Raw genomic sequence first — 25,348 nt, forward strand, 5'->3', positions numbered from 1 at the left:
CGTAGGTCATCGCAGGCGGCGGAGCAGCGCGGTGGGCGGAGCCTGGGCGGGGGCGACCCTGATGCGGGCGTCCACGGTGGTCGCGCCGCCGGTGGTGACGATGACCGGGTTGAGGTCGAGCTCGGCGACCTGGGGCAGGTCTTCGAGCAGCCGGCCGATCCTGATCAGCTGGTCTTCGAGGCTCTTGACGTCCACGGCAGGTGAGCCGCGGTAGCCGTGCAGCAGGGGCGCGCAGCGCAGTTCGTCGAGCATGCCGGCGGGGTCGGTGACCGGCGGGACGCGGAAGGCGCGGTCGGCCAGGAGGTCGGCCGTCACGCCGCCCATGCCGGCCATGACGAGGGGCCCGAAGACCGGGTAGTTGACACCGCCGACGATCATCTCCACCCCGGCGGGCAGCATGGGTTGGACGATCGCGCCCGTCATCGCCGGCCCGATGCGCTCCGACATCTCGTGATAAGCGTGGCGAAGCTCGTCCTCGGTCCGCAGGTCGAGCCGTACCCCGCCGACATCGCTCTTGTGCACCGGGCCGACGGCCTTGAGCACGACGGGGAAACCGACCCGGGCCGCCGCTCGTGCGGCCTCGTCGGGGCCGCACGCCTCGGCCGACTCCGTGAGGGTGACGCCGTAGCAGCTCAGCAGCCGGGCGGTGGCCTCGGGGGAGAGCCAGCCGCCCTGCGGGTGCGCCTCCAGCGCGGCCGCGACGACCTGCCGTCCCGCCTCCCTGTCCACCGGTACGGGGATCGCCACGGGCTCGGGCGTCCGGCGCCACTCGGCGTACCTCACGGCACGGGCGAGGGCCTGGACGGCCTGCTCCGGGAAGGCGTAACTGGGCACCCGGCCGCCGATCAGCCCGTCGTGCCCGACGACGCAGGCCAGGACGGTCTTGCCCGCCTCCTTGGCCGCTTCGGCGATGGCCCGGCGGGTCTCCTCCAGCCCGGATCCGAATGGCGGAGTATAGACGACCAGGACGGCGTCCACGTCGGGCACGGCGGCCACCGCCCGTACGGCGGAGCCGAGCTCGGCTGCGGTGGCATCGGCGGTCAGGTCGACGGGGTTGCCCAGGGCGGCCGCGGCGCGCGCGTGCAGCAGCCCGGACGGAAGCTCGGGGACGGTCAGGCCCCGGCGCTCGCAGGCGTCGGCGGCCATGGCCTCAGGGCCGCCGGAGTTGCCGACAACGGCGACCCGGGATCCCCGGGGTAGCGGCTGGAAGGCCAGGAGCCGGGCGGTGTCGATCAGTTCAGGCACGCTGTCGAGCCGGATGACGCCGGCGGCGCGGACCAGGGCGTCCACGGCCACGTCAGGGGTGGCCGCGGCGGCGGTGTGGGAGCGCACGGCGCGGCCCCCGGCCTCGCCGCGGCCGCTCTTGACCAGCAGCACCGGTTTGCGCGCTCCGACCCGGCGGGCGATCCGGACGAACTTGCGCGGGTTGCCGAACGACTCCAGGTACAGGGCGATCACGTCGGTGTGCGGGTCGTCCTCCCAGCATTGCAGGAGGTCGTTGCTGCTGACGTCGGCCTTGTTGCCGACCGAGACGAACATGGAGACGTCCAGCCGCTGCAGCAGCGCCGCCGCGATGGCGCCGGACTGCGACATCAGCGCGACGCGGCCCTGCACGGGGTGGTGGGGCAGGAAGCTGGCGTTCAGGTGGGCCGCGGTGTTGACGATGCCCAGGCAGTTCGGGCCGATGAGCCGCATCCCGGCAGAACGGCAGACGTGCAGCAGCTCCGACTCCGTGCCGGGCTGTCCGGTCTCGGCGAACCCCGAGGTCAGCACCACCAGTCCGGCGACGCCCGCCTTCGCGCAGTCGCGTGCCACCTCCAGCACGCGCGCGGCGGGCACCGCCACGACCGCCAGGTCCACGCCTTCCGGGACCCTGTCGTGGCAGGCGAGCCCGGCCACCTCGGCGGCGTGGGGGTTGACCGGGTGGATCGGGCCGGGGAAACCGCCGTCGATGAGGTTGCGCAGCACCTTGTGGCCGACGGCGTGCTCGTTCCGGCTCGCGCCGATCACCGCCACCGAGCGAGGCGCGAGCACCCGCGCGAGCGAGGCGCAGCCGGCCTGGTGATCGCGGGACTCGACGCCGGCCCACAGCTCTGACGTGGGCTCGGCGGAGATGCGGAGGTGCAGGGTGCCGCCTTCGGTGTGCTCGGTGACGTCCAGCCCGAGGTCGCGCAGCACCTTGATCATGGTGCGGTTCTCCGCCAGCACGTCGGCCTCCAGTTCGCGGACGCCGTGCGCGGCGGCGTCCAGGGCGATGTGCTCCAGCAGCAGCGTGCCGAGGCCGTGCCCGTGCGCGGCGTCGTCGATGAGGATGCCCAGGTCGGCCCGGTGCTCGTCGAGAGGGATGTACTCGGCGACCCCGACCAGCCGGTCGCGCATCGCGGCCACCAACGCGTGGCCTTGGTATTTGTCGCTCGTCACACGGTCCATGTAGGCATGGGCGGTGCTGCGGCCCCCGGTGAAGAAACGCAGGTAGGCCGAGCGTTCGGAGGAACGGTCCACCAGCTCGTGCAGGGCGTCGCGGTCGGTGGGCAGCAAGGGGCGCACGTGGGCGATGCCGCCGTCGCGCAGCAGCACGTCGTATCCCTCGGGCATGGCGGGGCTCCCGTCCGTGGTCCTTCCCTCAGCTTGTCCGGACGGAGGCCATCGCAAGCAGGGCCGAAAGTCACCGCGCGAAGAGGACGTCCGCCTCTCCTGGCCCGAACGTGCCGGGCGTGTGCTGGACAGGTGGGATCGGGACCCCACAGAAGGAGGACGCGATGAGCCTGCCAGAGCGGAGAGACGTCAGACTTCCGTTCCCGGAGCTGATGGAATGGCTGGAGCAGCCCATGTTCGGGTTCCGGCCGTTCGGACAGATCCTCCGGGTCGAGGACCACATCGCCGATGGGCGGTACGTCCTGCGCGCCGAGCTGCCCGGGATCGACCCCGACAAGGACGTCGAGATCATCATCGACGACCGTGTCCTGCACATCCGGGCGGAGAAGACCCGCAGGACCGCCGAGCCGCACCGCTCCGAGTTCGCCTACGGGGCGCTCGCGCGGACGGTGACTCTGCCCGCCGCGGCCAAGACCGACGACGTCAAGGCCACCTACGTGAACGGGGTCCTCGAGGTCAGCATCGGACTGGCCGAGGAGAAGAAGGCGGAGGGCCGGCGGATCACCGTCGAGCACTGAGGCCTGGTCAGGAGCGGGCGGGAGGTGCCACGAAGCCTCCCGCCCGCTTCCGTGCGCGGGAGCCGAAGGTCCCGTCCCGTGGGTCGAGGACGGCTCGATCACCGACCTGTCCGCGCAGCTCGCCAGGCCGGTCACCGCGCAGGAGGTGAACGACGCCTTCGCCGCGGCCGCCGAGGACGAACTGCACGGCATCCTGCGCTACAGCACCGCCCCGCTCGTCTCCCGCGACATCGTCGGCGACGCGTCCTCCTGCGTGTTCGACTCCCCGCTCACCCAGGCGAGCGGCGACCTGGTCAAGGTCTTCGGCTGGTACGACAACAAGTGGGGCTACGCCAACCGCCTGGTCGAGATGGCCCAGCGGATAGCCTGAGCCACGCCCGCAGGACGGCCTGACGGGGGCCTGCGGGCCGGACGTCCCTGGGATCGGTGCCCAAGGCCCCTGACCGGCGTCCGGATCGGCGGTGCCAGTGGCGCGCATGACCAACATGTCCAAGACGAGGCCAGGGCTCACCACGGCCGAGACGGCGGCGCGGCTCGCCGCGGACGGGCCGAACGAGCTGGCGCGGGCTCGGCGTACCCATCCGCTCGTGCTGCTGCTACGGCAGCTGGTGCACTTGTTCGCTGGCCGAGGTGCACGCGGCGGCCGAGCCCGCTCTCGGTCCAGCTCGGCAAGGCCGTGAAGATCGTCGCGGGCATCGCGCTGGCCGTGGGCGCCGCCTTCTTCGGCCTGGCGCTGATGCTCGGCATGGAAGCGAGCCAGGGGTTCCTGTTCGCGCTGGGCGTCACCGTGGCGCTGGTCCCGGAGGGACTGCTGCCCACGGTCACGTTGTCGCTGGCCCGCGCCGCCCAGCGGATGGCCGCCCGCAACGCCCTGGTACGCCATCTGGAGGCGGTCGAGACACTGGGGTCGGCCACGTTCATCTGCACGGAGGGGTTCTCGGCCCGGCCCTGGCAGTGGCGGAGATGGCGGCCTTCGCCGGAGTCCTCCTGCTGGGCGGCTGGCATCCGGGTAGCGCGCCGGCGGTCGGCCTGCTCGCCGCCGCTTCCGGCACCGCGTTCGCCGCCGTCGTGCTCGGGCAGTTCGCCAACGCCTTCGTCTGCCGCAGCGAGTCCCGCTGGATCGGCCGGCGGCTGGGCGCTGGCGGCGATGGCGATTCCTGCCACGGTCGCGGCCGACACCACCTACAAGGCATGGCGGGCGTTCGCCTTTCAGGACACGGTCGCCGGAGGGCCGGAAGCGTGAGGACCAAGGTCCTCCGCGGCGACGGTCGTACGGCACTGCCGACGAATCCCCCGAAACGGTGTGATGAAGACGCGCAAGAGGACGACGAACCACCACCGAAAGGGGCCGTCATGGCCACCACGATCGACAGGCCCGTCACCCACACGGGCGCCACCACCGCCGCCGGACGCCGTCCGGTCGAGTACGTCTGGGCCGCCGCCCGGATCGCGATCGGCTGGGTGTTCCTGTGGGCGTTCCTGGACAAGACGTTCGGCTGGGGGTTCGCGACCCCGGCGAACAAGGCGTGGATCGTGGGCGGCAGCCCGACGACCGGCTTCCTCAAGGGCACCGGCGAGAACGCGCTCGGCGGCCTGTTCTCGAACCTGGCCGGTCAGGTGTGGGTGGACTGGCTGTTCATGGCCGGCCTGCTCGGTATCGGCCTGGCCCTGGTCCTGGGCGTCGGCACCCGGATCGCCGCGATCACTGGCACGCTCATGCTGACCCTGATGTGGGCCGCCGAGCTTCCGCTGGCCAACAACCCCTTCCTGGACGAGCACATCATCTACGCGATCGTCCTGATCGGCCTGGCCCTGGCAGGCGCGGGCACCGTCTTCGGCCTGGGCAACCTGCCGATCGTGCGCCGCAACGCCTGGCTGAAGTAGTGCGCACCAGGACACGCCCGCCCCTCAGCACCACGGGGCGGGCGTTTCGCTGTGCGCCCGGGCGGACACGCACGACAAGGACGAAGGTCTGTCGCATCCATGCCGTAGGCCTCCTGAGACGGGCGGGCGGCGCTGCTGTGCTGGGGGCGTCGACGACTTCGCCGTCAAGCTGCGCATCGTCCGCTTCCTGCGCACCCCGGAGTACGACCAGCTCTTCTCCGGCGACCCCACCTGGGTCACCGAGTCGATCGGCGGCATCGGCGAGGACGGCCGCCCGCTGGTGACCCGCACCAGCTTCCGTTACCTCCAGACACCGCCGCCCCCCGTCGGCAGGCAGATGCAGTTCTTCGGCGCCCGCGTCAACCTGGCCAAGGCCCTGCTGTACGCGATCACGGCGGCCGTGACGAGCTCACCGGCGAACAGGTCGGTCCCGCCTGCCCGCCGCTGACCGGCGAGTACCTGGACCACGAGCAGGGCAAGCGCACCATGTGCCGGCGCGCAGCCTCAACACCCGGTGGTGAGGTGGCGATCGCCCACCGCGCGTTCACGCCTCCTGGCGGGGCTTGGGGGAGGGGTGCAGGATGCGGTCGAGGCGGGCGGCGGCGTAGCCGAGCGTGGAAAGCGCCAGGACGATCAGTAGGTCGCCCGGGGCCAGCGGTTCGGTGCCGAGAAGCTCGCGCAGCGGCGGCAGGTAGAGCCCGGCCAGTTGCAGGACGAGTGCGCCGGCCACGGCGAGCAGCAGCATCGGGTTGGCCAGGGTACGCGGCCGGGTTCGGGTGCCGAGTGCCACGCCGAGTTGGGTGGCGCCGAGGGCGAAGAAGGCCATGCTCTGCCAGGGCCGTCCGGTCAGCGACGCCCAGACCGCGACGCCCAGGGTGACGGCCGTGAGGATGACGGCGATGCGGAGGACCCGCTGCCACAGTCCCGCGCCCATGATGCTCTGGCCGGGTGGCCGCGGCGGTTGCGACATCGTTCCCGGTACGGTCGGCTCGCCGCCCAGTGCCACGCCGGGCAGGCCGTGGGTGAGCAGGTTGATCCACAGGATCTGGGCGGGCAGCAGGGGGAGCGGAAGCCCGACGAACGGGCCCAGGACCATCACGGCGATCTCGGCCGCGCCGCCTGACAGGCCGTAGACGAGGAACCGGCGGATGTTGGCGTAGACCCGGCGGCCCTCCTCGACGGCTGCGACGACGGTGTCCAGGTTGTCGTCGGCGAGCACGAGGTCGGCGGCCTGACGGGCGACCTCTGTGCCGCGCCTGCCCATGGCCACGCCGATGTCGGAGCGGCGCAGCGCGGGGCCGTCGTTGACGCCGTCGCCGGTCATGGCGAGGACTTCGCCCTGGTCGCGCAGGCTCTGGATGATGTCGAGCTTCTGCTCGGGGGTGGCTCGCGCGTACACGGCGGCCGGGGCGGCGTCGAACGCGCCGGGCTCGCGGCAGTCGACGACCCGGTCTCCGGCGTCGATGATGCCGAGGTCGGCGGCGACGGCGCGGGCGGTGCCCGGATGGTCGCCGGTGATGAGGACGGGCCTGATACCGGCCTTCTTGCAGTCGGCCACGGCCGCGGCGGCGGCCTCACGTGGCGGGTCCAGGATCGCGATCAGGCCGAGCAGCGACAACCCGCCCTCCCGTACGGGGTCGGGCACGGCATCGAGGTCGGCGTTCGCGACCGCCAGGACGCGGTAACCGTCCCGGGCGTACCGGTCGGCGCGTTGGGCGGCACGGGTCAGGAGGGCCGGGTCGTCGGTGAGCACGTCCGGGTGGAGCAGTGCCTCCGGAGCACCCTTGCAGATCACGCGGACGCCTCCGCCGGGCAGGAGATGCACGGTGCTCATTCGCTTGCGGTCGCTGTCGAAGGGCAGCTCCGCGACTCTGGGGAAGTCCGCGTGGAGGTCCGTACGGTCGAGGCCGAGCTTGCCTGCGGCGGCGAGCAAGGCCGCCTCGGTCGGGTCGCCGAGCTCCGTCCACTCCTCGTCCGGAGCCCGGGGCGGGCACAGCCGGGCGTCGTTGCAGAGCAGCGCGGCGGTCAGCAGCGCGTCCAGCTCGTGCGGATCCTGGGCGCCGATGATCTCGCCGTCGGGAGCGTAGCCCGAACCGGTGGCCGTGGCCTCGCCCGCCGGGGTCCACAGGTGGCGGGCGACCATGCGGCCCTCGGTGAGGGTGCCCGTCTTGTCGGTGGCGAGCACGGTGACCGAGCCCAGCGTCTCGACGGCGGGCAGGTTGCGTACGAGGGCGTCGCGGGCGGCCATCCGGCGAGCGCCGAGGGCCAGGCTCAACGTCACGACCGCGGGCAGCGACTCGGGCACGGCGGCCACCACCAGGCTGATCGCGGTCACGACCATGAGTTCGACCGGCTGGCCGCGTACCAGGCCCAGCGCCAGCACCAGCGCGGACAGCAGCACCGCGACACCGGCCATCAGCCGTCCGACCCCGACCAGGCGGCGCTGCAGCGGCGTGAGCCCGGCGCCCTTGACCATGAGGGAGGCGATGCGGCCGCTCGCGCTCGCCGCGCCGGTCGCGGTCACGGCCGCCCGGCCCCTGCCGCGCACCACGACGGTGCCGGAGGAGATCGGCGCGCCGGAACCCTTGTCCACGGGCACCGACTCGCCCGTCAGCGCCGATTCGTCGACCAGCAGCGCGGCCGACTCCACCACCTCGGCGTCGGCCGGGACGATGTCCCCTTCGGCGAGGATCAGCAGATCCCCGGCCACGACGTCGCCCGCCGGGATCTGCCGCTGGTGGCCGTCGCGTACGACACGGGTCTCGGGAGTGGCGAGCTCGCTCAGGGCCGTGATGGCACGGTCGGCGCGCACCTCCTGCGCCACGCCGACCGCCGTGTTGACCACGATCACCAGCGCGATCACGGCGGCGTCCGTCCAGTCGCCGGTGGTGATCGTCAGTACCGCCGCGACGAGCAGGACGATCATGAGCGGGTCGCGGAGCTGCGTGGCCACCCGCCGCCACAAGGGGGTCGGTGGCTTGCGCGGGAGCAGGTTGGGCCCGTCGCGTTCCAGGCGCAGGGCCGCCTCGGCCGACGACAGGCCGGAAGGCGAGGGCGTCACGTCGGTGTCCTTCCTGCCTTCTCGATGTTCGTCCGTCATGTCTAGTGTCGGCGCACGTCGGGGGCGTAAACCCGGTGTTCACGGCGGTCAGCGGGATGGCAGGTGCGTCAGCCGGTCCAGGTACTCCTCCGTCGAGATCTCCCCGCGCGCGTAACGTTCGGCGAGCAGGTCGCGGGCCCGGTCGACACGGACGGGGACCAGGCGCGCGGGGGACGCGGCGCGGATGACGAGCCAGCAGGCCGACGCGAGAAGGGCGACCCACAGGAGCAGCACCACGCCTCCGCCCAGCCAGCCGACGCCGCCTCCCATGTGGGGCATCAGGTCCATGTTCATGCGAACCTCCTTGCCTCCAGCGTCCAGCAGCCCGGCCGTACGAGGTCAGGGGCGAAAGTCACACCTGACGGGCCTTTCGGCCATGCGCCCGCACCCATGGCGGCGCGAGCCTGAGAGGGAGACCAGAAGGGAGGAACGGGCGATGAGGCTGACATGGATAGACGCGGCGGCGACGGTGACGACGGGCGTGATCACCGCGGTCTACGTCGCGTTCCTGCAGCAGGCCGACATCCTCGTTCTCGGCAGCGTGCGCGGAGACATCACCGTGATCCTGGTGCTCGGCGCGGTGCCGGCGGTTGCGCCATGAGCAGGAGCGACCTGTACGACGGGTCGTGGACCACGGTCAAGAAGGTCTTCGTGACGGTCGCGACCACGCTCGGTGTCGCGGCGCTCGCGGCGGCGGTCGCCCTGGTCGGGGACAGCGGGGCCGCGCTGGGCGTGTTCTTCTTCGCTACAGCCGCGTTGTGGCTGATCGCGACGCTGAGGCACGCGTTCACGGTGGCGCCAGAGCCGGTGCCTGACCGCGACACGCATGAAGTGATCAGGTAGGCCCGGACGCGCCTCCTTCCGCCGGCCTCAATCGGCGGAAGGAGGCGTTTGGGCAGCGAGTGCCCGCGCCACCCGCCGTGGTCGTGGTGCCCCGGGCCGCCTACCTCGTGGCGGCGCGCTGAACGTTCTCCAGCCCTCGGGCGAGCGCGAGGCCGGCGGCCGTCAAGGTGCGTACCTGCTCCTCCAGCTCGTCGACCCGCTTCTTCAGCACCAGGAGTTCTACCTCCAGCGCCGGCGACTCCATGAGCATCCGTCCACCGATCATGGTGACTCACCTTCTCTTCCGTCCTTCCGGTGAACGCTCATGGTGGGCGTCCGGGCGGGTCCGGCACACCGGGGGAACGTCATGGGATCCCGGGGGCAAAGGCACACGTCCCGGATGGACCTTCTCCTCTGTGACCGGTCGCTTGGGCGGAGTGTGCTGGCGGTCCAGGAACCCGCGAAGGAGGCAGAGAGATGACCGTCGTTGGAGTCGATGGTTCGGCGTCGGCGTGCGCCGCACTGGAATGGGCGGCCGATGACGCCGTACGGCGTGGGCTGGAGCTGCCTCTCGTCCACGTTCGCGAACCATGGGCGGCCGAGCATCCGCTCACCGCCGCCACCGATCAGCAGACGCTGACAGAACGAGGCGCCGAGCTGCTGAAGGTGGCGGCGCGGCGGGCCCGGGAACGGCGGCCGGGCCTGCACGTGACCACCGCGCTGAGCACGGGCGCGGTGGCGGAGCGGCTCAGGCATGAGGCTCTGGACGTCGACGCGCTGGTGCTGGGAAGCCGCGGGCTCGGCACGTTCGCCTCCGCCGTACTCGGCTCGGTGAGCCACGGCATCCTGCACCACGCCCGCTGCCCGGTGGCCGTCGTACAGGCGGGAGGCGGGTCATGACCGTCGTCCTCGCGCCGCCGCACCTGACCGAGCAGGCCCGCCATGACTGGGACCTGCTGCAGGCCGGGACGCCCGCCCCGCGCCCGTTCGATCCCGCCGAGGCGGATCTGCTGCCCGAGCCCGCCCGGCGCTGGGTCCTGCACGCCATCGAGGCCGGGACGCCGTTGCTGTGCTCGGCGGTGCTGCGCATGCGCGGCGACATCAGGCTCGGCCGCTGGCGGCGCTTCGAGGCCCTGCAGGTGCTGGCGCCGATGGAGGGATTCGTCTGGACGGCCAGAGCCTGGATGGGGGCGCTGCCGGTGAGCGGCTTCGACCGTTACCGGGCGGGTGTGGGGGAGATGCGCTGGCGGCTGCTGGACGCCGTTCCGGTGATGTCGGGCACCGGTCCGGACATCACCAGGAGCGCGGCGGGCCGGTTGGCCTGCGAGTTCGTCATGGCGCCCGCTGCGGCGCTCGACCCGCGCCTGCGATGGAAGCCCCTCGACGACGATCGGGTGATCGCCGTCGTGCCGGTGGGCGGCGAGGACTTCGACGTGACGCTGACCGTCGCCCCCACCGGCATGCTCACCGCCGTCACCGTCGAACGCTGGGGCAATCCGGACAAAGGGCCGTTCCGTAGCCACCTGTTCGGGGTGGTGTGCGGGGACGAGGCCACCTTCGACGGGTTCACCGTCCCGGCCCGGCTGCGGGGCGGCTGGTGGCCGGGGACCGGGCGATGGGCTGACGGCGAGTTCATCCGCTTCAAGGTCGAGGACGCGCTGTTCCGCCAGCGGCCGGGCAGGGCCCTTCGGCCCTCGTCCGTACGACCTCCGGCCCTGCAAGGGACAGAGGCGGACGAGGTCCCATGAGAGGTGACCAAGGAGGACATCATGATCGTTGTGGGAGTCGACGGTTCCGTCATCGCACGGGCCGCCGTCGAGTGGGCCGCGAACGACGCCTTCCGCATGCGGGTGCCGCTGCGGATCGTGCACGCCGTGGACCGTACGCCGTACCAGATCCACAAGTTCCCCACCCCCTGGCTGCCCGACGCGCTGGCCGGCGAGGGGCAGCGGATTCTGCGCGAGGCGGCGGCCCTGGCCCGCGAGCGACAGCCCTCGATCGAGGTGACGACGCAGGACGTCGAGGGACTGCCCGCCGCCGTCCTGCGCGAGCAGGACAAGGAGGCCACCGAGATCGTGGTCGGCTGCCGCGGCCGCGGCGGGTTCGCGGGCGCGCTGCTGGGATCGGTCAGCGTGCACGTCGCCGGTCAGGCCCGCTGCCCCGTCGTCGTGGTACGCGGCGACCACCGTCCGGTACGCGGCGAGGTCGTGGTCGGCGTGGACGACTCGCCCGAGTGCGAACCGGCCCTCGCCTACGCCTTCGAACAGGCCCGGCTGCGCGGAGCCACACTTCGCGTGCTGCACGCCTGGCAGCTTCCTGTGCACGCGTTCGCCCCCGAGGCCGCCTACGACCTGGACGAGGTCCGCGAGGCGCAGCACCGGCTCGTGAGCGACCGGGTGCGGGTCTTCGCCTCGGACTACCCGGAGGTGAAGGTCGTGGAGGAGGCCCCGTCCGCGCACCCGGTGGACGCGCTCACCACGGCCTCCGGCCAGGCCGACCTGCTGGTGGTGGGCTCGCACGGGCGCGGCGGCCTCGGCTCGGCGCTGCTCGGCTCGGTCAGCCGCGGGGTCCTCCACCACGCCCGCTGCCCCGTGGCGGTGGTCCGTGCCGAATCCTGAATCGGGAGCGGCCGGCGGGAGTTCGCTCCCGCCGGCCGTTCGCGTTCAGCTTCGGGACAGGACCGCCTTGAGCGCTCCGGTCGACTTCGGGTCACCGAAGGTGTCGTACGCGGCGGCCATGTCGTCCAGGGCGAAGCGGTGGGTGATGAACCCGGTGGGGTCCACCCGCCCAGAGGCGACCATGTCCAGCGGACGCCGACGTTGGCGACGTGGCCGCCCGGGCGTACGAGCCTGGTGCACAGTTCGAACGTCTCCGGGACGCCGACGGCCTCGATCGTGACGTCGGCGCCGAGCCCGCCGGTCAGCTCGGCGACGGCGGTGGCCGGGTCCTCACCGGCTCCGACGACGACGTCCGCGCCGACCCGTTCGGCGGTCTCCAGCCGGGCGGGGGCGAAGTCGATCGCGACGATATGGCTGGGCGTGAAGAGTTGCGCGGTGGTGATCGCGGCCAGCCCGATCGGTCCTGCGCCGACGACCACGACGGTGTCGCCCGGCCGGACACGGCCGTTGAGCACGCCCACCTCGTACGCGGTCGGCAGGATGTCGGCCAGCATGAGCGCCGCTTCGTCGGAGACGCCCTCGGGCAGCAGGTGCGTGGAGGTGTCGGCGAACGGGACGCGCATGAGTGCCTTCATCACGCCTCCTCGTCGGTTCCTCCCTCGACGCTCGCCGGTGCCGACCTGGCAGAGCCAGGGACGAAGGTCCCATGGCCGAGGGTGTCCGGCCTTACTGGTGGCCTGGAGGACGCGTCGTCAGCCGGCGTCGTCAGTCGTGTTTCTCGGCGCGCAGGCGGGCGGAGAGGGCGGCGGCCTGGGTGCGGCGTTGCATGTCGAGCTTGGACAGCAGGTTGGAGACGTAGTTCTTGACCGTCTTCTCGGCCAGGAACATGCGTTCGCCGATCTGGCGGTTGGTGAGGCCCTCGCCGATCAGGTCGAGGATGTGGCGTTCCTGTTCGGTCAGGGCCGCGAGCGGGTCCTTCCTCGCGGCCTGGTCGCGCAGGCGTTGGAGCATGGCGGCGGTGGTCTGCGGGTCGAGGAGGGACTGGCCTGAGGCGACCGTGCGGACCGCGCCGACCAGGTCGGAGCCGTGGATCTGCTTGAGCACGTAGCCCGACGCGCCGGCCATGACCGCGTCGAACAGGGCGTCGTCGTCGGCGAACGAGGTCAGCATCAGGCAGGCCAGCCCAGGCAGCCGGGAACGCACCTCGCGGCACACGTCGACGCCGTTGCCGTCGGGCAGGCGTACGTCGAGGACGGCCACGTCGGGCCGGAGCGCGGGGATGCGGGCGATGGCGGACTCGGCTGTTCCCGCCTCGCCGATGACCTCGATGTCGTCCTCGGAGCCCAGCAGGGCGGCCACCCCGCGCCGCACGACCTCATGGTCGTCAAGAAGGAACACACGAATCATGTCCCCAACGCTATCCGGGCCGCTCGCGATCCCGAAGAGGCCCAAAGGCCCTCTTCGAGAAGGCCGTTCGACCGTGGAGACGGAAACCCCTCCCGGCATGTCCTTGGTGAGACACAGGGAGGAAGCATGATTCTCGTCGGAGTGGACGGCTCGCAGGCCGGGCTGGCGGCCGTCGCCTGGGCCGCGCGTGAGGCGGCCTTGCGTGATGTGCCCCTGTTGGTGGCGCACGCCATGCCGCGGTGGGCGTACGAGACCGGGTGCGGCCCGTACGCCGAGGTCGGCGCGTGGCTGCGCGAGGGCGGCAGGAGCGTGCTGGAGGCGGCCGAGGAACGGGCGGGGCGGGAACAGCCGAAGATCGCCGTGGACACGACGTTCCTGCCCGACGATCCCCGTACTGCGCTCATCGCCGCCGCGGACGCGGCCGAGCTGCTGGTCGTCGGCAACCACGGGGTCGGCGGCTTCCGGGGGATGCTCCTGGGGTCGGTCGCGTACGGCGTGGCGGGGCACGCGCCCTGCGACGTCGTGGTGGTCCGGGAGCCGCCCTTGCCGCAGCCGGAGGAGATCGTGGCCGGTGTCGACGGTTCGCCCGCTTCGTACGGGGTGCTGGAGTTCGCCTTCAAGGAGGCGCGGCTGCGAGCGGCGCGGTTGCGCGTCGTCCACGCCAGGCTCACGCATCCTGGGCCGTCCGGACCCGAGGAGACGCCCCGGCACACCGGACCCGTCGCCGAACGCTATCCGGACGTCGCCCTCGTCGAGGAATCGGTGCACGGCCACCCCGTCGACGTGCTCCTCCAGGCGGCGAGCCGCGCCGCCCTGCTGGTGGCCGGCTCGCACGGACACCGCGCGTTCGCCGGAATGGTCCTCGGCTCGGTCACCCACGAACTGCTCCACCGGGCACCCTGCCCGCTGGCCGTGGTCAGGAGCGTCCGGTGAACGCTGACGCGCCCCCGCACGACCACCTGAGCGACTACCTGTCGCGGATCTGCGACGTCGTCCTGCTGACCGCCGAAGAGGAAGTCGAACTCGCCAGACGCATGGAGGCGGGGACGTACGCCGCCCACCTGATCGAGCAGGGCGCCGCGGCGCCGGAACTGGAGATGGTCGCCGCGTTCGATCCGGCGTCCCGTCCACGGCCGTGGACGGACCTCGCCGTGCTCGCGGCGTGGACGCTTGCTGGAACCGCGGTTCTCGGCCTGAGAGGGAGGATCAGGAGAAGGGACTTTGGTCCCTGGTCCCGGCGGCGTTCGCTCACCAGGCTGTGACGATGACGTGCGACACGGCGGGGGCCATGGACGATCGGGTTCTCAAGGAGCTGACCACGGCCGAGGCCCTCCGGCGGCTGGCTGGTGCGCCGCTCGGCCGTGTCGTGTTCACCCGGCATGCTCTCCCGGCCATCCGGCCCGTGAACCACGTGGTGGCCGACGGTCAGATCATCATCCGGTCCAGCACGGGGACCATCCTGAGCGCGGCGCTGGCGGCGCGCCAGGCCGTGGTGGCCTACGAAGCCGACGAACTGGACCCAGAGGAGCGCCTCGGCTGGAGCGTGGTCGTCACCGGCGTCGCCCGCCTCGTCGAGGACGCCGAGGAGAAGGCCTGTTTTCAGGCCGTTCTTCAGCCTTGGGTGGCGGGGAGGATGGACCAGGTGATCCGCATCCGACCGGAGATCGTCACCGGATTCGAACTGGTGGTCGCAGCCATCGCGGGGACGCGCTCAGGGGCGGTCCCAGGGTAGGGGCAGTCCCAGGACGTCGTCCTGTTTCCCGTCGAGAGCCTCCCGCAACCCGACGACCCCGTCGGTCCGCTCGGCGGCGTGGACGGCGGCCGCCGCTTCGCTTCGCCTGCCCAGGTGTCCGGACAGCGTGACGATGCCGTCGTGGACCTCGACCATGATCCCGCTGCGGTCGTCCCACCTGGATCGCGGCTGGATCCCGTCTACGACGCGGCGTCTGATCTCGTCGTCGTCGCGCAGGTACATCCTCAGCAGGTCGCGCCTGCTGACGATGCCCTCCAGGCGGCCTTCGGCGTCGGTCACGACCAGCCGTTTGACGCCGTTCTCGTCCATGATCCGGGCGGCCCTGACCGTGGAGGCGGTCGCGGGGACGGTCACGGCGGGACTCGTCATCAGGTCGGCGGCGGTGTGTCCGCCGGACTTCTTGCCGCCTTCCTCACCCTGCCCGGTGACGCGTCGGCGCAGCCGCGCGCGCAGTGGTGGGTGGTAGCTCTCGCCGCAGTACTGCTCGCGGAACTCCTCCTTACGCATGAGGTCCCCTTCGGAGACCACGCCGATGACGCGATCGTCCTCGTCCAGCACCGGGACGGCGCTGATCCCGTTCGTCACGAGCACGTCGGCGACGTCCTTGAACGGGGTGCCGGCTCCGACCGCCGTGACCTGGGCGGTCATGACGTCTCTCACGATGGTTCGCATGGTGGTCCTCCTGTCAGTTCTCCCTTCCATGTCATCGCCTCGCCCAGCGGCGGCGTAGGGGCGGAAGGCCCTGGCCAGGTGGACTTTGGGAAGCGGCCCGAGCAGCGGGGTTTGCGGCGTTCCGCCAGGATGCGACACTGATCGACATGGAGAGCGAGCACCGTCCGTTGATGCCGCAGATGCGCCTCGATGAGCTGCTGGCCGAGCTGCAGGTGCGGCTGAACGCCGTGCTGGCCACGCGGGACCGGGTGCACGCGCTGCTGGAAGCCGTGGTGTCGGTCGGCAGCGACCTCGACCTGGAGACGGTGCTGCGCCGGATCGTGGAGACCGCCACCAAGCTCGTCGACGCCAGTTACGGCGCGCTCGGCGTGGTGGGTGAGGAGCAGACACTCCTGCAGTTCATCCCGGTGGGGCTGACCGAGGAGGAGATCGCCAGGATCGAGCACTGGCCGCACGGTCTGGGCCTGCTCGGACTGCTGATCAAGGACGCCCGGCCGCTGCGGCTGGGCCGGATCTCCGACCATCCCGAGTCGTACGGCTTCCCGCCCGGCCACCCGCCGATGGGTACCTTCCTCGGCGTCCCGGTACGCGTACGTGACGAGGTGTTCGGCAACCTCTACCTGACCGAGAAGCGCGGCGGCGGCGAGTTCGACGAGGAGGACGAGGCCATCGTCATCGCCCTCGCCACCGCGGCCGGCGTCGCCGTCGAGAACGCCCGCCTGTACGAGGAGTCGCGGCGGCGCGAGACGTGGCTGCACGCCTCCTCGGAGGTGACCACGAGCCTGCTGTCCGGCGCGGACCCGCGCCAAGTGCTGGCGGTGGTGGCCGCCCGCGCCCGCCAGATGAGCGACGCCGACCTGGTCCAGGTGTTGCTGCCGGACCCGTCGAAGGAGTCGCTGATCGCGGAGGCGGTGGACGGCGAGGGCGGCGAAGAGCTTCTGGAGACCGTCTTCGGGGTGTCGGCCACGCTGGCGGGTGAGGTGTTCACGCGGGGCGAGCCGCTGTCGGAGGCGGACCTGCAGAGCGCCCCGTACCCCGATTCGCCGTTGCGGCGGCTGGGGTACGGGCCGGGGCTGATGGTGCCGCTGGGCGGGGCGCCGGCGGTGCGCGGGGTGTTGGTGCTGGCCAGGCGGAGCGGGCGGTTGCCGTTCAGCGGGGCGGACGGGCAGATGTTGCACGCGTTCGCCGGCCAGGCGGCGATCGCGCTGGAGCTGGCCGAGACCCGCCGCGACGCCGAGCGGCTGGGCCTGCTGGAGGACCGCGACCGCATCGCCAAGGACCTGCACGACGTGGTGATCCAGCGGCTGTTCGCCACGGCGATGACGCTGATGAGCACGGTACGCCTGGTCGAACGCCCGGAGGCGGGCAAACGCCTGCAGCACGCCATCGACGAGCTGGACGAGACGATCCGGCAGATCCGCTCGTCCATCTTCGCGCTGCAGGGCCCGCTGGACGACGTCGCGCCCGGCCTGCGGAGCCGGATCGTCGACCTGGTGGAGGGCGCGGGCGGCCATCTGGGGTTCATGCCGGGCCTGCGGATGGAGGGCCAGATCGACACGCTGGTCGCCGAGCCCGTCGCCGAGCACCTGACGGCGGTGCTGCGGGAGGCCCTGTCGAACGTGGTGCGTCATTCGCGCGCCACGCGCGCCGAGGTGTCGGTCGAGGTGGCCTCCGGCGGCCTCACCCTCGTGGTCTCCGACGACGGCGTCGGCCTGGACGCGCCCACCCGGCGCAGCGGCCTGCGCAACATCGAGGAACGCGCGGCCGGCCTCGGCGGCACCTCCGAGCTGACGAGCCCTGAGGGCGGAGGCACCCGCCTACGCTGGCACGTCCCCCTGTGAGGAGGGAACCGTCCGGCCTCCGAGGTCGGGACCAAGGTCCCTAGGAGGCGGCGCCGTCGCGGGAAACCATCGTCATCATGACGACGATCGAGCACATCGACGCCTATTGGCGTGCGGCGAACTACCTGTCCGTCGGGCAGATCTACCTGCTGGACAACCCGCTGCTCACCGAGCCGCTGCGGCCCGAGCACGTCAAGCCGCGCCTGCTCGGCCACTGGGGCACCACGCCGGGCCTCAACTTCTGCTTCGCCCACCTCAACCGGATCATCGCCGAACGCGGCCAGGACATGATCTACATCGCGGGCCCCGGACACGGCGGCCCCGCGGCGGTGGCCCACGCCTGGCTGGAGGGCTCGTACTCGGAGAAGTACCCCGAGGTCTCGCAGGACGCCGACGGCATGCGGCGGCTGTTCCGCCAGTTCTCCTTCCCCGGCGGCATCCCCAGCCACGTCGCGCCCGAGACCCCCGGCTCGATCCACGAGGGCGGCGAGCTCGGCTACTCCCTCGCGCACGCGTTCGGTGCCGCGTTCGACAACCCGCGTCTCGTGGTGGCCTGCGTCGTCGGCGACGGCGAGGCCGAGACCGGCCCCCTTGCCGCGAGCTGGCACTCCAACAAGCTGCTCGACCCCTACCGCGACGGCGTCGTCCTGCCGATCCTGCACCTGAACGGCTACAAGATCGCCAACCCGACCGTGCTCGCCCGCATCCCCGAGCAGGAGCTGCTCAAGCTCATGGAGGGGTACGGCTACCGCCCGCACGTCGTCGGCCCGGACCACGAGGAGATGGCGCGCACGCTGGACACCGTCTTCGACCAGATCGCCGCCTACAAGGAGGGCCGCCTGGAACGCCTGCCGATGATCGTCCTGCGGACGCCGAAGGGGTGGACAGGCCCGCGCGAGGTGGACGGCAAGCCGGTCGAGGGCACGTGGCGGGCCCATCAGGTGCCGCTGTCCGGCGTCCGCGACAACCCGGAGCACCTGGCCCAGCTTGAGGCGTGGATGCGCTCGTACCGGCCGGAAGAGCTGTTCGACGCGGACGGCCGCCCGGTGCCCGCCCTGTGGGGCGAGATCCCGGAGGGGCCGCTGCGGATGAGCGCGAGCCCGCACGCCAACGGCGGCGAACTGCTGCGCCCGCTCGCGTTGCCCGACTTCCGCGACTACGCCGTCGAGGTCAAGTCACCCGCGACGCAGTCGACCGAGCCCACGCGCGTCCTGGGCACGTTCCTGCGCGACGTGATCACCGCCAACCCGCACACCTTCCGGCTCATGGGGCCCGACGAGACGGCCTCCAACCGGCTGCAGGCCGTCTTCGAGACGACCACGCGTGCCTGGAACGCCGAGATCGAGCCGACCGACGAGAACCTGGCGGCGGGCGGCAGGGTCATGGAGGTGCTGAGCGAGCACCTGTGCCAGGGCTGGCTGGAGGGCTACCTGCTGACCGGCCGCCACGGGCTGTTCAACTGCTACGAGGCGTTCATCCACATCATCGACGCCATGTTCAACCAGCACGCCAAATGGCTGGAGTCGTCCAAGAAGATCCCGTGGCGGCGGCCCGTCGCCTCGCTCAACTACCTGCTCTCCTCGCACGTCTGGCGCCAGGACCACAACGGCTTCAGCCACCAGGACCCCGGCTTCCTCGACATGGTCGTCAACAAGAAGGCCGAGGTCGTACGCGTCTACCTGCCGCCGGACGCCAACACCCTGCTGTCCGTCGGCGACCACTGCCTCCGCTCGCGCGACTACGTCAACGTGATCGTCGCGGGCAAGCAGCCGGTGCTCGACCTGTTCACCATGGAGGAGGCCGTCGCCCACTGCACCCGCGGCCTCGGCGTCCTGCCCTGGGCCTCCACCGACGAGGGCGCCGACCCGGACGTGGTGCTGGCCTGCGCCGGAGACGTGCCGACCCTGGAGACGCTGGCCGCCGCGGCCATCCTGCGCGAGCACCTGCCCGAGCTGAAGGTACGCGTCATCAACGTCGTGGACCTGATGCGGTTGCAGCCGCCGTCGGAGCACCCGCACGGCATGCCCGACGCCGAGTTCGACACCCTGTTCACCACGGACAAGCCGATCATCTTCAACTTCCACGGCTACCCCTGGCTGATCCACCGCCTCACCTACCGCCGCCACGGCCACCCCAACCTCCACGTACGCGGCTACAAGGAGGAAGGCACCACGACCACGCCGTTCGACATGGCCATGCTCAACGACATCGACCGCTACCACCTGGTCATGGACGTCATCGACCGCGTCCCGGGGCTCGGCTCCACCCAGGCGCACCTGCGGCAGCGGATGGCCGACGCCCGGCTCGCGGCCCGTGCGTACACACGGGAGCACGGCGAGGACGCCCCCGAGACCCGCGACTGGACCTGGCCGGCCGACCGTCCCCAGCGCTGACCGCGTGATCCTCGTGAACCACCGCAGGACGGGCTCTTCCACCACGTGCTCGCCGACGGCATCGGCGGCCTGGCCGCGCTGGCCTCCCTCATCGACGGGACGCCCGTCCGGGCGCCGAGGACGTTCCCCGAACCGGCCCCTCCTCTCCGCCGGATCGTCGCCGACGCGTGGCGGGCCCGGCTGCGTACGCTCGCCGGTCTGCCGCACGCCTGGCCGCTCATCGAACGCGCGGCCGCAGAACTGGGAACGCCCCGGCGGCTGCCGCGCTGCTCGCTGAACGCCCCTGCCGGCGCCCGCCAGCGGCTGACGACCGCGACCGCACGGTCAGCGCGTCCAGCCAGGGGAGCGTGGCCGACAGCCGGACATCGGTGGAGATCATCGGGCTCGCGTCCGCGTTCATGACCACCACGGTCCAATCGCCCGCCTCCGGGGTCCACGTCAGGCTGCCCGATCCCGTCGCGGCCCAGAACGGCTGCGCGGCCGGAGGCGTCGCCGGCTCACCGCCCGGATGCCGCGTGCAGGCGGTGCCGTCCGAGGCACGCGCGTGGGCGGGCACCGCCGACAGGGAGCCGGTGGCCGCCGTGCCGACAGCGCCGAACGCGAGCAGCGCGCCCGCGAGGATCGCCACGATCGACGCGGCTCCATGCCGTACGGGCGCGTGACGCGGCACCGGCGGCTCCATGCGCGGCAGCTCATGACCGCCCTGTTCGAGCCGGAACGGCGGGTAGGCGTCGGTCATGAGCGTCGCGTACGCGGCCACCCTGAGCGCCCACCGGTTCATCCCGAGCACGAGGTCGTACGGACCGAGCGGGTAGTGGCCGGTGAACAGCAGGCTTGAACAGGATCGCGAAATGCGCGATGACGGTGAGGACGCCGAAGGCGATCCACAAGAAGCGCGGCCGCCTGTCGGCCACGAGGACCCTCTTGGAGGCCCTCTCCTGCGTGCTCATCCGGTGTCCGTCGCCTGATTCAGCTACTCGGCGCCAAGGCTCCGGCTGAGCGTCCGGTCCGGGGCGATGGTGATCGTGGCCTGGTAGTGGTGGGACGGTTCGTCGATGGGATGGCCGCCGGCCTCGATCCAGGCATGCGCCCCGAACGGGTGGACCCGCACGCCCGCGCACCACGTGGGCCAGCATCCGCGCAACCGGCACAACAGGGCGGCGGCGATGGAGCGGGGCAGACAACCTTCCCCAGCGCACGACAGGCTGACCGCGATCACCGCGTCCCGTGCCGCTTTGGCCTGCTCGGCGGTGGCGGGAGCGGCACGTCGGCGGGCCACCATGAGCACCGCGCGGATGCGGGCCGGCGGCAGCCGGGCGATCACATGTGCGGCGGCCACGGCGGCCAGCGCGGCCGGGCGTCGGCGCCAGGGCAGGCCGGGCCGGTCGGCGGGCACCATGGACACGCTCATCGCGGCCGCTTCCGGTCGGCGGCCCGGTCGGCGGTCAGGTCGGCGGCCCGGTCGGCGGCCCGATCGTCGGTCAGGTCGACGAGCAAGTTCGCGGCGCGCAACTGCGCGACGAGCGCGGCGACGTCAGCGTCGGCGGTGGGCGCCGCGCCCGGACAGGTCCGGACGAGGTCGGCGGCGGCCCCGTCCTGGCTCTGTCCCGCCAGCAGGCTGCGCAGCACGAGGGCGCCGGTGGCGTTGAGCTGGCGGTAGCGGCCGGTGCGCTCGTCCAGGAGCACGGCGACCTCGTCGATCAGGGTGAGAGTGACGCCGGGGCGAAGGTTCACGCGCACGACTCCTCCTGGGCTGGGTAGGTGAGCAGGGTTCGCAGCCAGTTCTCGGCGGCGATGAAGACATCGAGCGAGAGCACACCCGGCCCGCCCTCGGCCGGAGTGTGCACACAGGCCCGGCGCAACGCGACGGGGTCGGCCAGACCCCGCTCCACCAGCAGCGAACCGTCGAGCAGGGCCAGGAGTTGGTCGCGGTGGCGCCGCAGCCCCTGGTAGATGTCGGCGGAGAACTCGCCTTTCGTGGTCCGTTCCAGGCATGCGGCCGGCATGACCGGACCCATCGCGGCCCGGGTGAGCGGTTTGTACACGCCGGGCACCGTCCGCTGGTCCAGCCGCACGGCCAGGCAGGCGGTGACCACGTGGTCGTCCAGGTAAGGGGCGTGCACGGCGGCGCCCACGCGGCCTGTCAGGGTCCGCAGCCCATCGACGGAAGCGGCGATGGAACGTACGGCCGACAGGCTCTGATGCTGGGCCCGCAGAGGGGAGTACGGCTCGGCCGCGCACGCGACCAGCCGCTGGCGGACCGCGTCCGTGGCCGCCTCGGTCGTCCAGTCAGGCATGCGCAGCGGTGGCTCCCAGCCGAAGTCCGGCCGGAAGCTGGACAGCGGCGCCCTGAGCGTCTTCGCCTGGTCCGCCAGCCAGGCGGGATAGGGACGCCGGTCGGCCAGTGCGCGGGCACACGCCGACAGCGGCCACCGGGTCTTGGACCGCTGCTCACGCAGGTGGGGCCAGAGCGCCGCCGGGTGACGACGGGCCAGGTCGTGCAGGTAGCAGCCGGGCGGCAGGGTGACCTCGTCACCGCCGTGCCCGGTCAGGCGCACGCCCGCGCCCCGCCCGGCCAGCAGCGCCGAAGTCGCCAGCTCGCGGGCCAGAGCGCGCAGCCACCGCGTCGGCTCGTCCAGCCCGGCAACGGCCTCGGCCGCGCCGGCGAACCACATGGGCACATCACCGGGCCCGGCCACCTGGTGCTCGCCTGGTAGGTGCGCCCGCGCCCGAGCCGCCCACACCGGGTCGTCGTGCTCGGGATCATCGATGGCCTGCACATACGTGATCAGCTTCGCCGACCGTTCCCCGGCCGCCGCGGCGGCGAGGAAGCTGACCGGCGTCGAATCCAGCCCGCCGGACAGGTCGCTGGCCACCACCGCGCCCTCACCGATCCGGGCGGCCACCGCCTCCTCAAGGGCCGCCCTCACCGCGGCGGCGCCCTCCCGCAGTGGCACCTCCGGCTCCGGTGCCCGCCACCAGGCGCGCAGCCGTACCCCGCCCGCGTCGAGGTGGACCGCCTCGCCGGGCGGCACCATGGAAACCCCTTCCCACAGCGGCTCGGCCAGCGCCGGCGGAACGATCATCAGCAGCCGCACCGCCAGAGCCCGCGCGTCCACCGCCGCCCGCGTCAGCGCGGCCGGCACCACCGCCTGCCCGGACACGACCACCGCCCCGCCGGCCCGCGCGTGGTACACCCGCCGCGTGCCCGAAGCGGTGCCCTGCACCCGTACCTGCCCGCCCACGACGGCGACGAGATGGTAACTGCCGGGCAGCGCCTCGGCCACCGCATCGGCGTCCGCCAGGCAACTGAGCCGCGCCGCCATGTGCCGCAAGTGGCCGGCGGTGACCGGGCATGTGCCGATCACCGCCAGCCGCGCCTGGCCGGCCTCCGCCCAGACGAGCTCGCCGGTCGAGGCGGCCAGGAGGCACGGGCGGCCGGACGCGTACCTCAGCACCGTCGCGCCACCGCGCTGTGCCTCGGCGAGGGCTTGACCGGCGGCGCTGTCAGGCACCACCGCGAACTCCTCACCGCTCAGTTCACGCACCGAATCGCTCGTCTCAGTAGAGGTGGGTCGAGTCCATCGCGATGGCCCGGCGATGCCGGGCACGAGGGCGTCACCACAGCTTGAAGTAGTAGGCGTGGTCCATGTTGAGCATGCCGTAGCCGCGGGTCAGCTGCCCGAACTCGCCGATGTCGAGCAGCTGCGGGGGCTCGTACGGCAGGTCGCGCTCGTTGTCGATCATGACAGGTCCCTTCGTCGGTGCGGCGGATCGCCGCGTCACCGTCAGTGAAGACCCCTTCTCACGCCGTACGCCAGAGCTTGGGACGCCCTCGGACACGTTCGGACGCGCCGGGACAGGACGAGCCGCCCGGAAGCACACCCATGGGCCGGCTGCGGGACCGGCCCGCACGCAGCAGCCGAACAGAGATCCTGACGTCGGCGACGCGGGCACACCGGCGCCGGAGGAGTGAGGCGCCGCCGGAGTTCGAGGGCTGAGCGCTGGAGAGGTCCCCGGCCGAGGGCGCGGGTCAGCCGAGTTCCGCGGGCAGGTCGCGTGAGTCGATCTTCGCGACGATCAGGGCAGGCGCGTTGGACGCCTTCGCTGTGGCGAGTGCCTGGTCGAGGGCCGCGGCGGTGGTGACGGACTGGGCGGTCTGGACCCCGAGCCCGTTGGCGAACTTGACGAAGTCCCAGCGGTTGAGGACGACGTACGGCTTGGGCCGGGTGGCGGGGTCGCTGAAGTAGTCGGCGTCGAGCAGGAACTGCTCGAAGGCGTAGATGCCGTTGTCGATCACGACCACGACCGGGTTGCGTTCGTAGCGGACCATGGTGGACAGCGCCTGGGCGGTCATGTGGAAGCCGCCGTCGCCGCAGATGACCAGCGGGCGGCGGGCCGAGCCGAACGACGCCCCGACCGCCGCGGCGACCGAGTGCCCGATCGAGGCCCACACGGCTCCGCACAGGAAGCCGTCCCGGCCCTTGATGGGCAGGTGGGCGGCCGAGTGGATGCCGAGGAAGGTGTCGGGGATCACCAGCCAGGACGGGTCCAGCGCGGCGCCGATGCGCTCGAACACGCGGCGATAGGTCAGCGGGCTCGCGGCCGTGGGGGTGACCGGGTCGACGCCGGCCGGCACCGGTCGCGGCGCTTCCGTCGCGGCCTCGGCGGCGAGGGCGGTGACCAGGGCGCCGAGCTGCGCGTTCTGCTTGGCGCCGTTCTTGATCTTCACCTTGCCGTCGTAGGCGGTGATGATGCGGTTCGTGCCGGTACGAAGCAGCGTGGCGTAGCTGCTCGGGAACACGCAGCCGAGCATCACGAGCAGGTCGGCCTGCGCGACGGCGTTCACGGCGGGCTGCGAGTGCGGCGGGGCGTAGACGCCGACCCAGCCCGCGCCCTGCTCGGGCAGCACCCCCTTGGCCGGCAACTGGACCGACCAGCGCACACCGAGCTTGGCGATCAGGTCGGCGACCTTGTCGGCGAGCCCGTAGCGCTGGACCTCGATGCCGACCAGGACCAGCGGCTTCGTCGCGGCGCGCACCAGGCCGGCGATCGTGCCGGCGAGTTGCTCCTCGGTGCCGGCCGGCGGCTCGGTGACCGGCAGGGACCCGGACGGGGCCGGGCAGGACGCCGTCCAGATGTCCCTGTTGATCTCGATGTAGACCGGCCGCTTACGCTTGACGGCGGTGGAGATCGCGGCGTCGACCACGCCGGGCACCGCGGCGGCCGTTCCGGCGCGCGCCGCGCTCGCGGTGACCAGCCGGTACGTGCTCAGGTCGTGGTCGGGCTGCCCGGTCGAGTGCGAGAACAGGACGTCGAAGTCCTTGAGGTTGGCGAGGTTCGTCGCGTTGGGGCCGCCGTTGACGACGACGACCGGGCTGCGCTCGACGAAGGCACCGGCGATGGCGTTGACCATGCTGAGCGTGCCGACGCCGTTGGCGACCGCGACCACACCGAGCCCCTTGGCCCGCGCGTAGCCGTCGGCCGCGTAGCCGGCCTCGAGGTCGCTCGCGGTGACGATCGACGTGACGCCGTTGCGGCCGGCCGCGTCGAACAGGCCCGCGCCGTAGGCGGCGGGCACGCCGAACAGCGTGTCGACGCGCTGCTGGGTCAGCCTCTTGAGCACGTAGTCGGCGACGGTGAAAGCCACGATGGCGCTCCAGTGCAGGCCCGCCGGGGCGGGGG

The 25,348-nt window shown here is 72.2% G+C and carries 25 protein-coding genes and 4 pseudogenes; 16 read left to right on the forward strand and 13 right to left on the reverse strand.

The window, feature by feature from the left end:
* Positions 1-6: 6 nt before the first annotated feature.
* On the reverse strand, positions 7-2,595 hold the full coding sequence (locus tag AB0K28_RS43985) for a GNAT family N-acetyltransferase (protein WP_364382461.1): 2,589 nt from the start codon (positions 2,593-2,595) through the stop codon (positions 7-9).
* 164 nt (positions 2,596-2,759) lie between these two features.
* On the opposite strand from AB0K28_RS43985, the gene AB0K28_RS43990 reads away from it, so the two are divergent.
* From AB0K28_RS43990 to AB0K28_RS44015, 6 genes and pseudogenes are all read left to right on the forward strand, one after another.
* Positions 2,760-3,173: an Hsp20/alpha crystallin family protein gene (locus AB0K28_RS43990; protein WP_345408413.1), complete on the forward strand. Its 414-nt coding sequence runs from the start codon at positions 2,760-2,762 to the stop codon at positions 3,171-3,173.
* Positions 3,174-3,267: 94 nt separating this feature from the next.
* Positions 3,268-3,543: pseudogene (locus tag AB0K28_RS43995) on the forward strand (type I glyceraldehyde-3-phosphate dehydrogenase); the annotation flags it as partial.
* 115 nt (positions 3,544-3,658) lie between these two features.
* Positions 3,659-3,853: a cation-transporting P-type ATPase gene (locus AB0K28_RS44000; protein WP_364382464.1), complete on the forward strand. Its 195-nt coding sequence runs from the start codon at positions 3,659-3,661 to the stop codon at positions 3,851-3,853.
* A pseudogene (locus AB0K28_RS44005) lies at positions 3,823-4,416 on the forward strand (hypothetical protein); the annotation flags it as partial. The gene AB0K28_RS44000 and the pseudogene AB0K28_RS44005, both read left to right, overlap by 31 nt.
* Positions 4,417-4,526: 110 nt before the next feature.
* The gene (locus tag AB0K28_RS44010; protein ID WP_345408407.1) at positions 4,527-5,057 is read left to right on the forward strand and encodes a hypothetical protein; all 531 of its coding nucleotides are present in this window, start codon (positions 4,527-4,529) and stop codon (positions 5,055-5,057) included.
* A gap of 148 nt (positions 5,058-5,205) precedes the next feature.
* Positions 5,206-5,528: pseudogene (locus AB0K28_RS44015) on the forward strand (pyruvate formate lyase family protein); the annotation flags it as partial.
* Positions 5,529-5,601: 73 nt separating this feature from the next.
* Here the strand turns inward: AB0K28_RS44015 and AB0K28_RS44020 are convergent.
* Together AB0K28_RS44020 and AB0K28_RS44025 are read right to left on the reverse strand one after the other, a co-directional pair.
* Positions 5,602-8,157, reverse strand: coding sequence for a cation-transporting P-type ATPase (locus AB0K28_RS44020; protein WP_364382467.1), 2,556 nt, complete (start codon positions 8,155-8,157; stop codon positions 5,602-5,604).
* A gap of 48 nt (positions 8,158-8,205) precedes the next feature.
* Positions 8,206-8,451, reverse strand: coding sequence for an SHOCT domain-containing protein (locus tag AB0K28_RS44025; protein ID WP_345408404.1), 246 nt, complete (start codon positions 8,449-8,451; stop codon positions 8,206-8,208).
* A 142-nt stretch (positions 8,452-8,593) separates the two neighbouring features.
* Between AB0K28_RS44025 and AB0K28_RS44030 the strand changes: the two genes are divergently transcribed.
* Positions 8,594-8,758 carry a hypothetical protein gene (locus AB0K28_RS44030; RefSeq protein WP_345408402.1) on the forward strand — a complete coding sequence of 55 codons (165 nt, stop codon included), beginning with the start codon at positions 8,594-8,596 and terminating at the stop codon, positions 8,756-8,758.
* Positions 8,755-9,000, forward strand: a complete 246-nt coding sequence (locus AB0K28_RS44035; protein WP_364382471.1) for a hypothetical protein — start codon at positions 8,755-8,757, stop codon at positions 8,998-9,000. The genes AB0K28_RS44030 and AB0K28_RS44035 overlap by 4 nt, the downstream gene beginning before the upstream one ends.
* A 100-nt stretch (positions 9,001-9,100) precedes the next feature.
* Here the strand turns inward: AB0K28_RS44035 and AB0K28_RS44040 are convergent, their stop codons facing one another.
* Positions 9,101-9,265, reverse strand: coding sequence for a hypothetical protein (locus tag AB0K28_RS44040; RefSeq protein ID WP_364382474.1), 165 nt, complete (start codon positions 9,263-9,265; stop codon positions 9,101-9,103).
* Between the two features lie 191 nt (positions 9,266-9,456).
* On the opposite strand from AB0K28_RS44040, the gene AB0K28_RS44045 reads away from it, so the two are divergent.
* Genes AB0K28_RS44045 through AB0K28_RS44055 form a run of 3 tightly spaced genes read left to right on the forward strand, consistent with a single transcriptional unit; the run spans position 9,457 to position 11,597 of the window.
* Positions 9,457-9,879: a universal stress protein gene (locus AB0K28_RS44045; protein ID WP_364382477.1), complete on the forward strand. Its 423-nt coding sequence runs from the start codon at positions 9,457-9,459 to the stop codon at positions 9,877-9,879.
* On the forward strand, positions 9,876-10,727 hold the full coding sequence (locus AB0K28_RS44050) for a DUF6544 family protein (protein ID WP_364382480.1): 852 nt from the start codon (positions 9,876-9,878) through the stop codon (positions 10,725-10,727). Before AB0K28_RS44045 ends, AB0K28_RS44050 begins: the two co-directional genes overlap by 4 nt.
* Before the next feature lie 21 nt (positions 10,728-10,748).
* Entirely contained in the window at positions 10,749-11,597 is an 849-nt protein-coding gene (locus AB0K28_RS44055; RefSeq protein WP_364382483.1) for a universal stress protein, read from the forward strand.
* Between the two features lie 251 nt (positions 11,598-11,848).
* On the opposite strand, the pseudogene AB0K28_RS44060 reads toward AB0K28_RS44055, so the two are convergent.
* Positions 11,849-12,232 (reverse strand): annotated as a pseudogene (locus AB0K28_RS44060) (zinc-binding dehydrogenase); the annotation flags it as partial.
* Positions 12,233-12,362: 130 nt separating this feature from the next.
* Positions 12,363-13,004, reverse strand: coding sequence for a response regulator transcription factor (locus AB0K28_RS44065; protein WP_345408390.1), 642 nt, complete (start codon positions 13,002-13,004; stop codon positions 12,363-12,365).
* A 126-nt stretch (positions 13,005-13,130) separates the two neighbouring features.
* On the opposite strand from AB0K28_RS44065, the gene AB0K28_RS44070 reads away from it, so the two are divergent.
* Genes AB0K28_RS44070 through AB0K28_RS44080 form a run of 3 tightly spaced genes read left to right on the forward strand, consistent with a single transcriptional unit; the run spans position 13,131 to position 14,736 of the window.
* The gene (locus AB0K28_RS44070) at positions 13,131-13,937 is read left to right on the forward strand and encodes a universal stress protein (RefSeq protein WP_345408388.1); all 807 of its coding nucleotides are present in this window, start codon (positions 13,131-13,133) and stop codon (positions 13,935-13,937) included.
* Entirely contained in the window at positions 13,934-14,266 is a 333-nt protein-coding gene (locus tag AB0K28_RS44075; RefSeq protein WP_364382487.1) for a sigma-70 factor domain-containing protein, read from the forward strand. The genes AB0K28_RS44070 and AB0K28_RS44075 overlap by 4 nt, the downstream gene beginning before the upstream one ends.
* A gap of 26 nt (positions 14,267-14,292) precedes the next feature.
* Positions 14,293-14,736 (forward strand): pyridoxamine 5'-phosphate oxidase family protein, encoded by a 444-nt coding sequence (locus tag AB0K28_RS44080; RefSeq protein WP_345408384.1) that lies wholly within the window; start codon positions 14,293-14,295, stop codon positions 14,734-14,736.
* Here AB0K28_RS44080 and AB0K28_RS44085 read toward each other — a convergent pair.
* Positions 14,716-15,429 carry a CBS domain-containing protein gene (locus AB0K28_RS44085; protein WP_364382490.1) on the reverse strand — a complete coding sequence of 238 codons (714 nt, stop codon included), beginning with the start codon at positions 15,427-15,429 and terminating at the stop codon, positions 14,716-14,718. The two genes, AB0K28_RS44080 and AB0K28_RS44085, sit on opposite strands and share 21 nt — an antisense overlap.
* A 146-nt stretch (positions 15,430-15,575) precedes the next feature.
* Here AB0K28_RS44085 and AB0K28_RS44090 point away from each other — a divergent pair, with 146 nt between their 5' ends.
* Positions 15,576-17,270 (forward strand): GAF domain-containing protein, encoded by a 1,695-nt coding sequence (locus AB0K28_RS44090; protein WP_364382493.1) that lies wholly within the window; start codon positions 15,576-15,578, stop codon positions 17,268-17,270.
* Positions 17,271-17,347: 77 nt separating this feature from the next.
* Positions 17,348-19,663, forward strand: a complete 2,316-nt coding sequence (locus AB0K28_RS44095) for a phosphoketolase family protein (RefSeq protein WP_364382496.1) — start codon at positions 17,348-17,350, stop codon at positions 19,661-19,663.
* 217 nt (positions 19,664-19,880) lie between these two features.
* Here the strand turns inward: AB0K28_RS44095 and AB0K28_RS44100 are convergent, their stop codons facing one another.
* The 6 genes from AB0K28_RS44100 to AB0K28_RS44125 all read right to left on the reverse strand — a co-directional run bounded on the left by AB0K28_RS44100 (position 19,881) and on the right by AB0K28_RS44125 (position 25,313).
* Positions 19,881-20,444, reverse strand: a complete 564-nt coding sequence (locus AB0K28_RS44100; protein ID WP_364382499.1) for a hypothetical protein — start codon at positions 20,442-20,444, stop codon at positions 19,881-19,883.
* A 192-nt stretch (positions 20,445-20,636) separates the two neighbouring features.
* Positions 20,637-21,074, reverse strand: a complete 438-nt coding sequence (locus tag AB0K28_RS44105) for a lasso peptide biosynthesis B2 protein (RefSeq protein ID WP_364382502.1) — start codon at positions 21,072-21,074, stop codon at positions 20,637-20,639.
* Positions 21,071-21,403 carry a lasso peptide biosynthesis PqqD family chaperone gene (locus AB0K28_RS44110; RefSeq protein ID WP_364382505.1) on the reverse strand — a complete coding sequence of 111 codons (333 nt, stop codon included), beginning with the start codon at positions 21,401-21,403 and terminating at the stop codon, positions 21,071-21,073. Before AB0K28_RS44110 ends, AB0K28_RS44105 begins: the two co-directional genes overlap by 4 nt.
* Positions 21,394-23,211 (reverse strand): asparagine synthase-related protein, encoded by a 1,818-nt coding sequence (locus AB0K28_RS44115; RefSeq protein ID WP_364382508.1) that lies wholly within the window; start codon positions 23,209-23,211, stop codon positions 21,394-21,396. The genes AB0K28_RS44110 and AB0K28_RS44115 overlap by 10 nt, the downstream gene beginning before the upstream one ends.
* Before the next feature lie 70 nt (positions 23,212-23,281).
* Positions 23,282-23,410 carry a lasso RiPP family leader peptide-containing protein gene (locus AB0K28_RS44120; RefSeq protein WP_345408370.1) on the reverse strand — a complete coding sequence of 43 codons (129 nt, stop codon included), beginning with the start codon at positions 23,408-23,410 and terminating at the stop codon, positions 23,282-23,284.
* Positions 23,411-23,696: 286 nt separating this feature from the next.
* The gene (locus AB0K28_RS44125; RefSeq protein WP_364382513.1) at positions 23,697-25,313 is read right to left on the reverse strand and encodes a thiamine pyrophosphate-dependent enzyme; all 1,617 of its coding nucleotides are present in this window, start codon (positions 25,311-25,313) and stop codon (positions 23,697-23,699) included.
* Between the last annotated feature and the right edge of the window lie 35 nt (positions 25,314-25,348).

The organism is Nonomuraea sp. NPDC049504 (assembly GCF_040676845.1).
Taxonomy (GTDB): domain Bacteria; phylum Actinomycetota; class Actinomycetes; order Streptosporangiales; family Streptosporangiaceae; genus Nonomuraea; species Nonomuraea salmonea.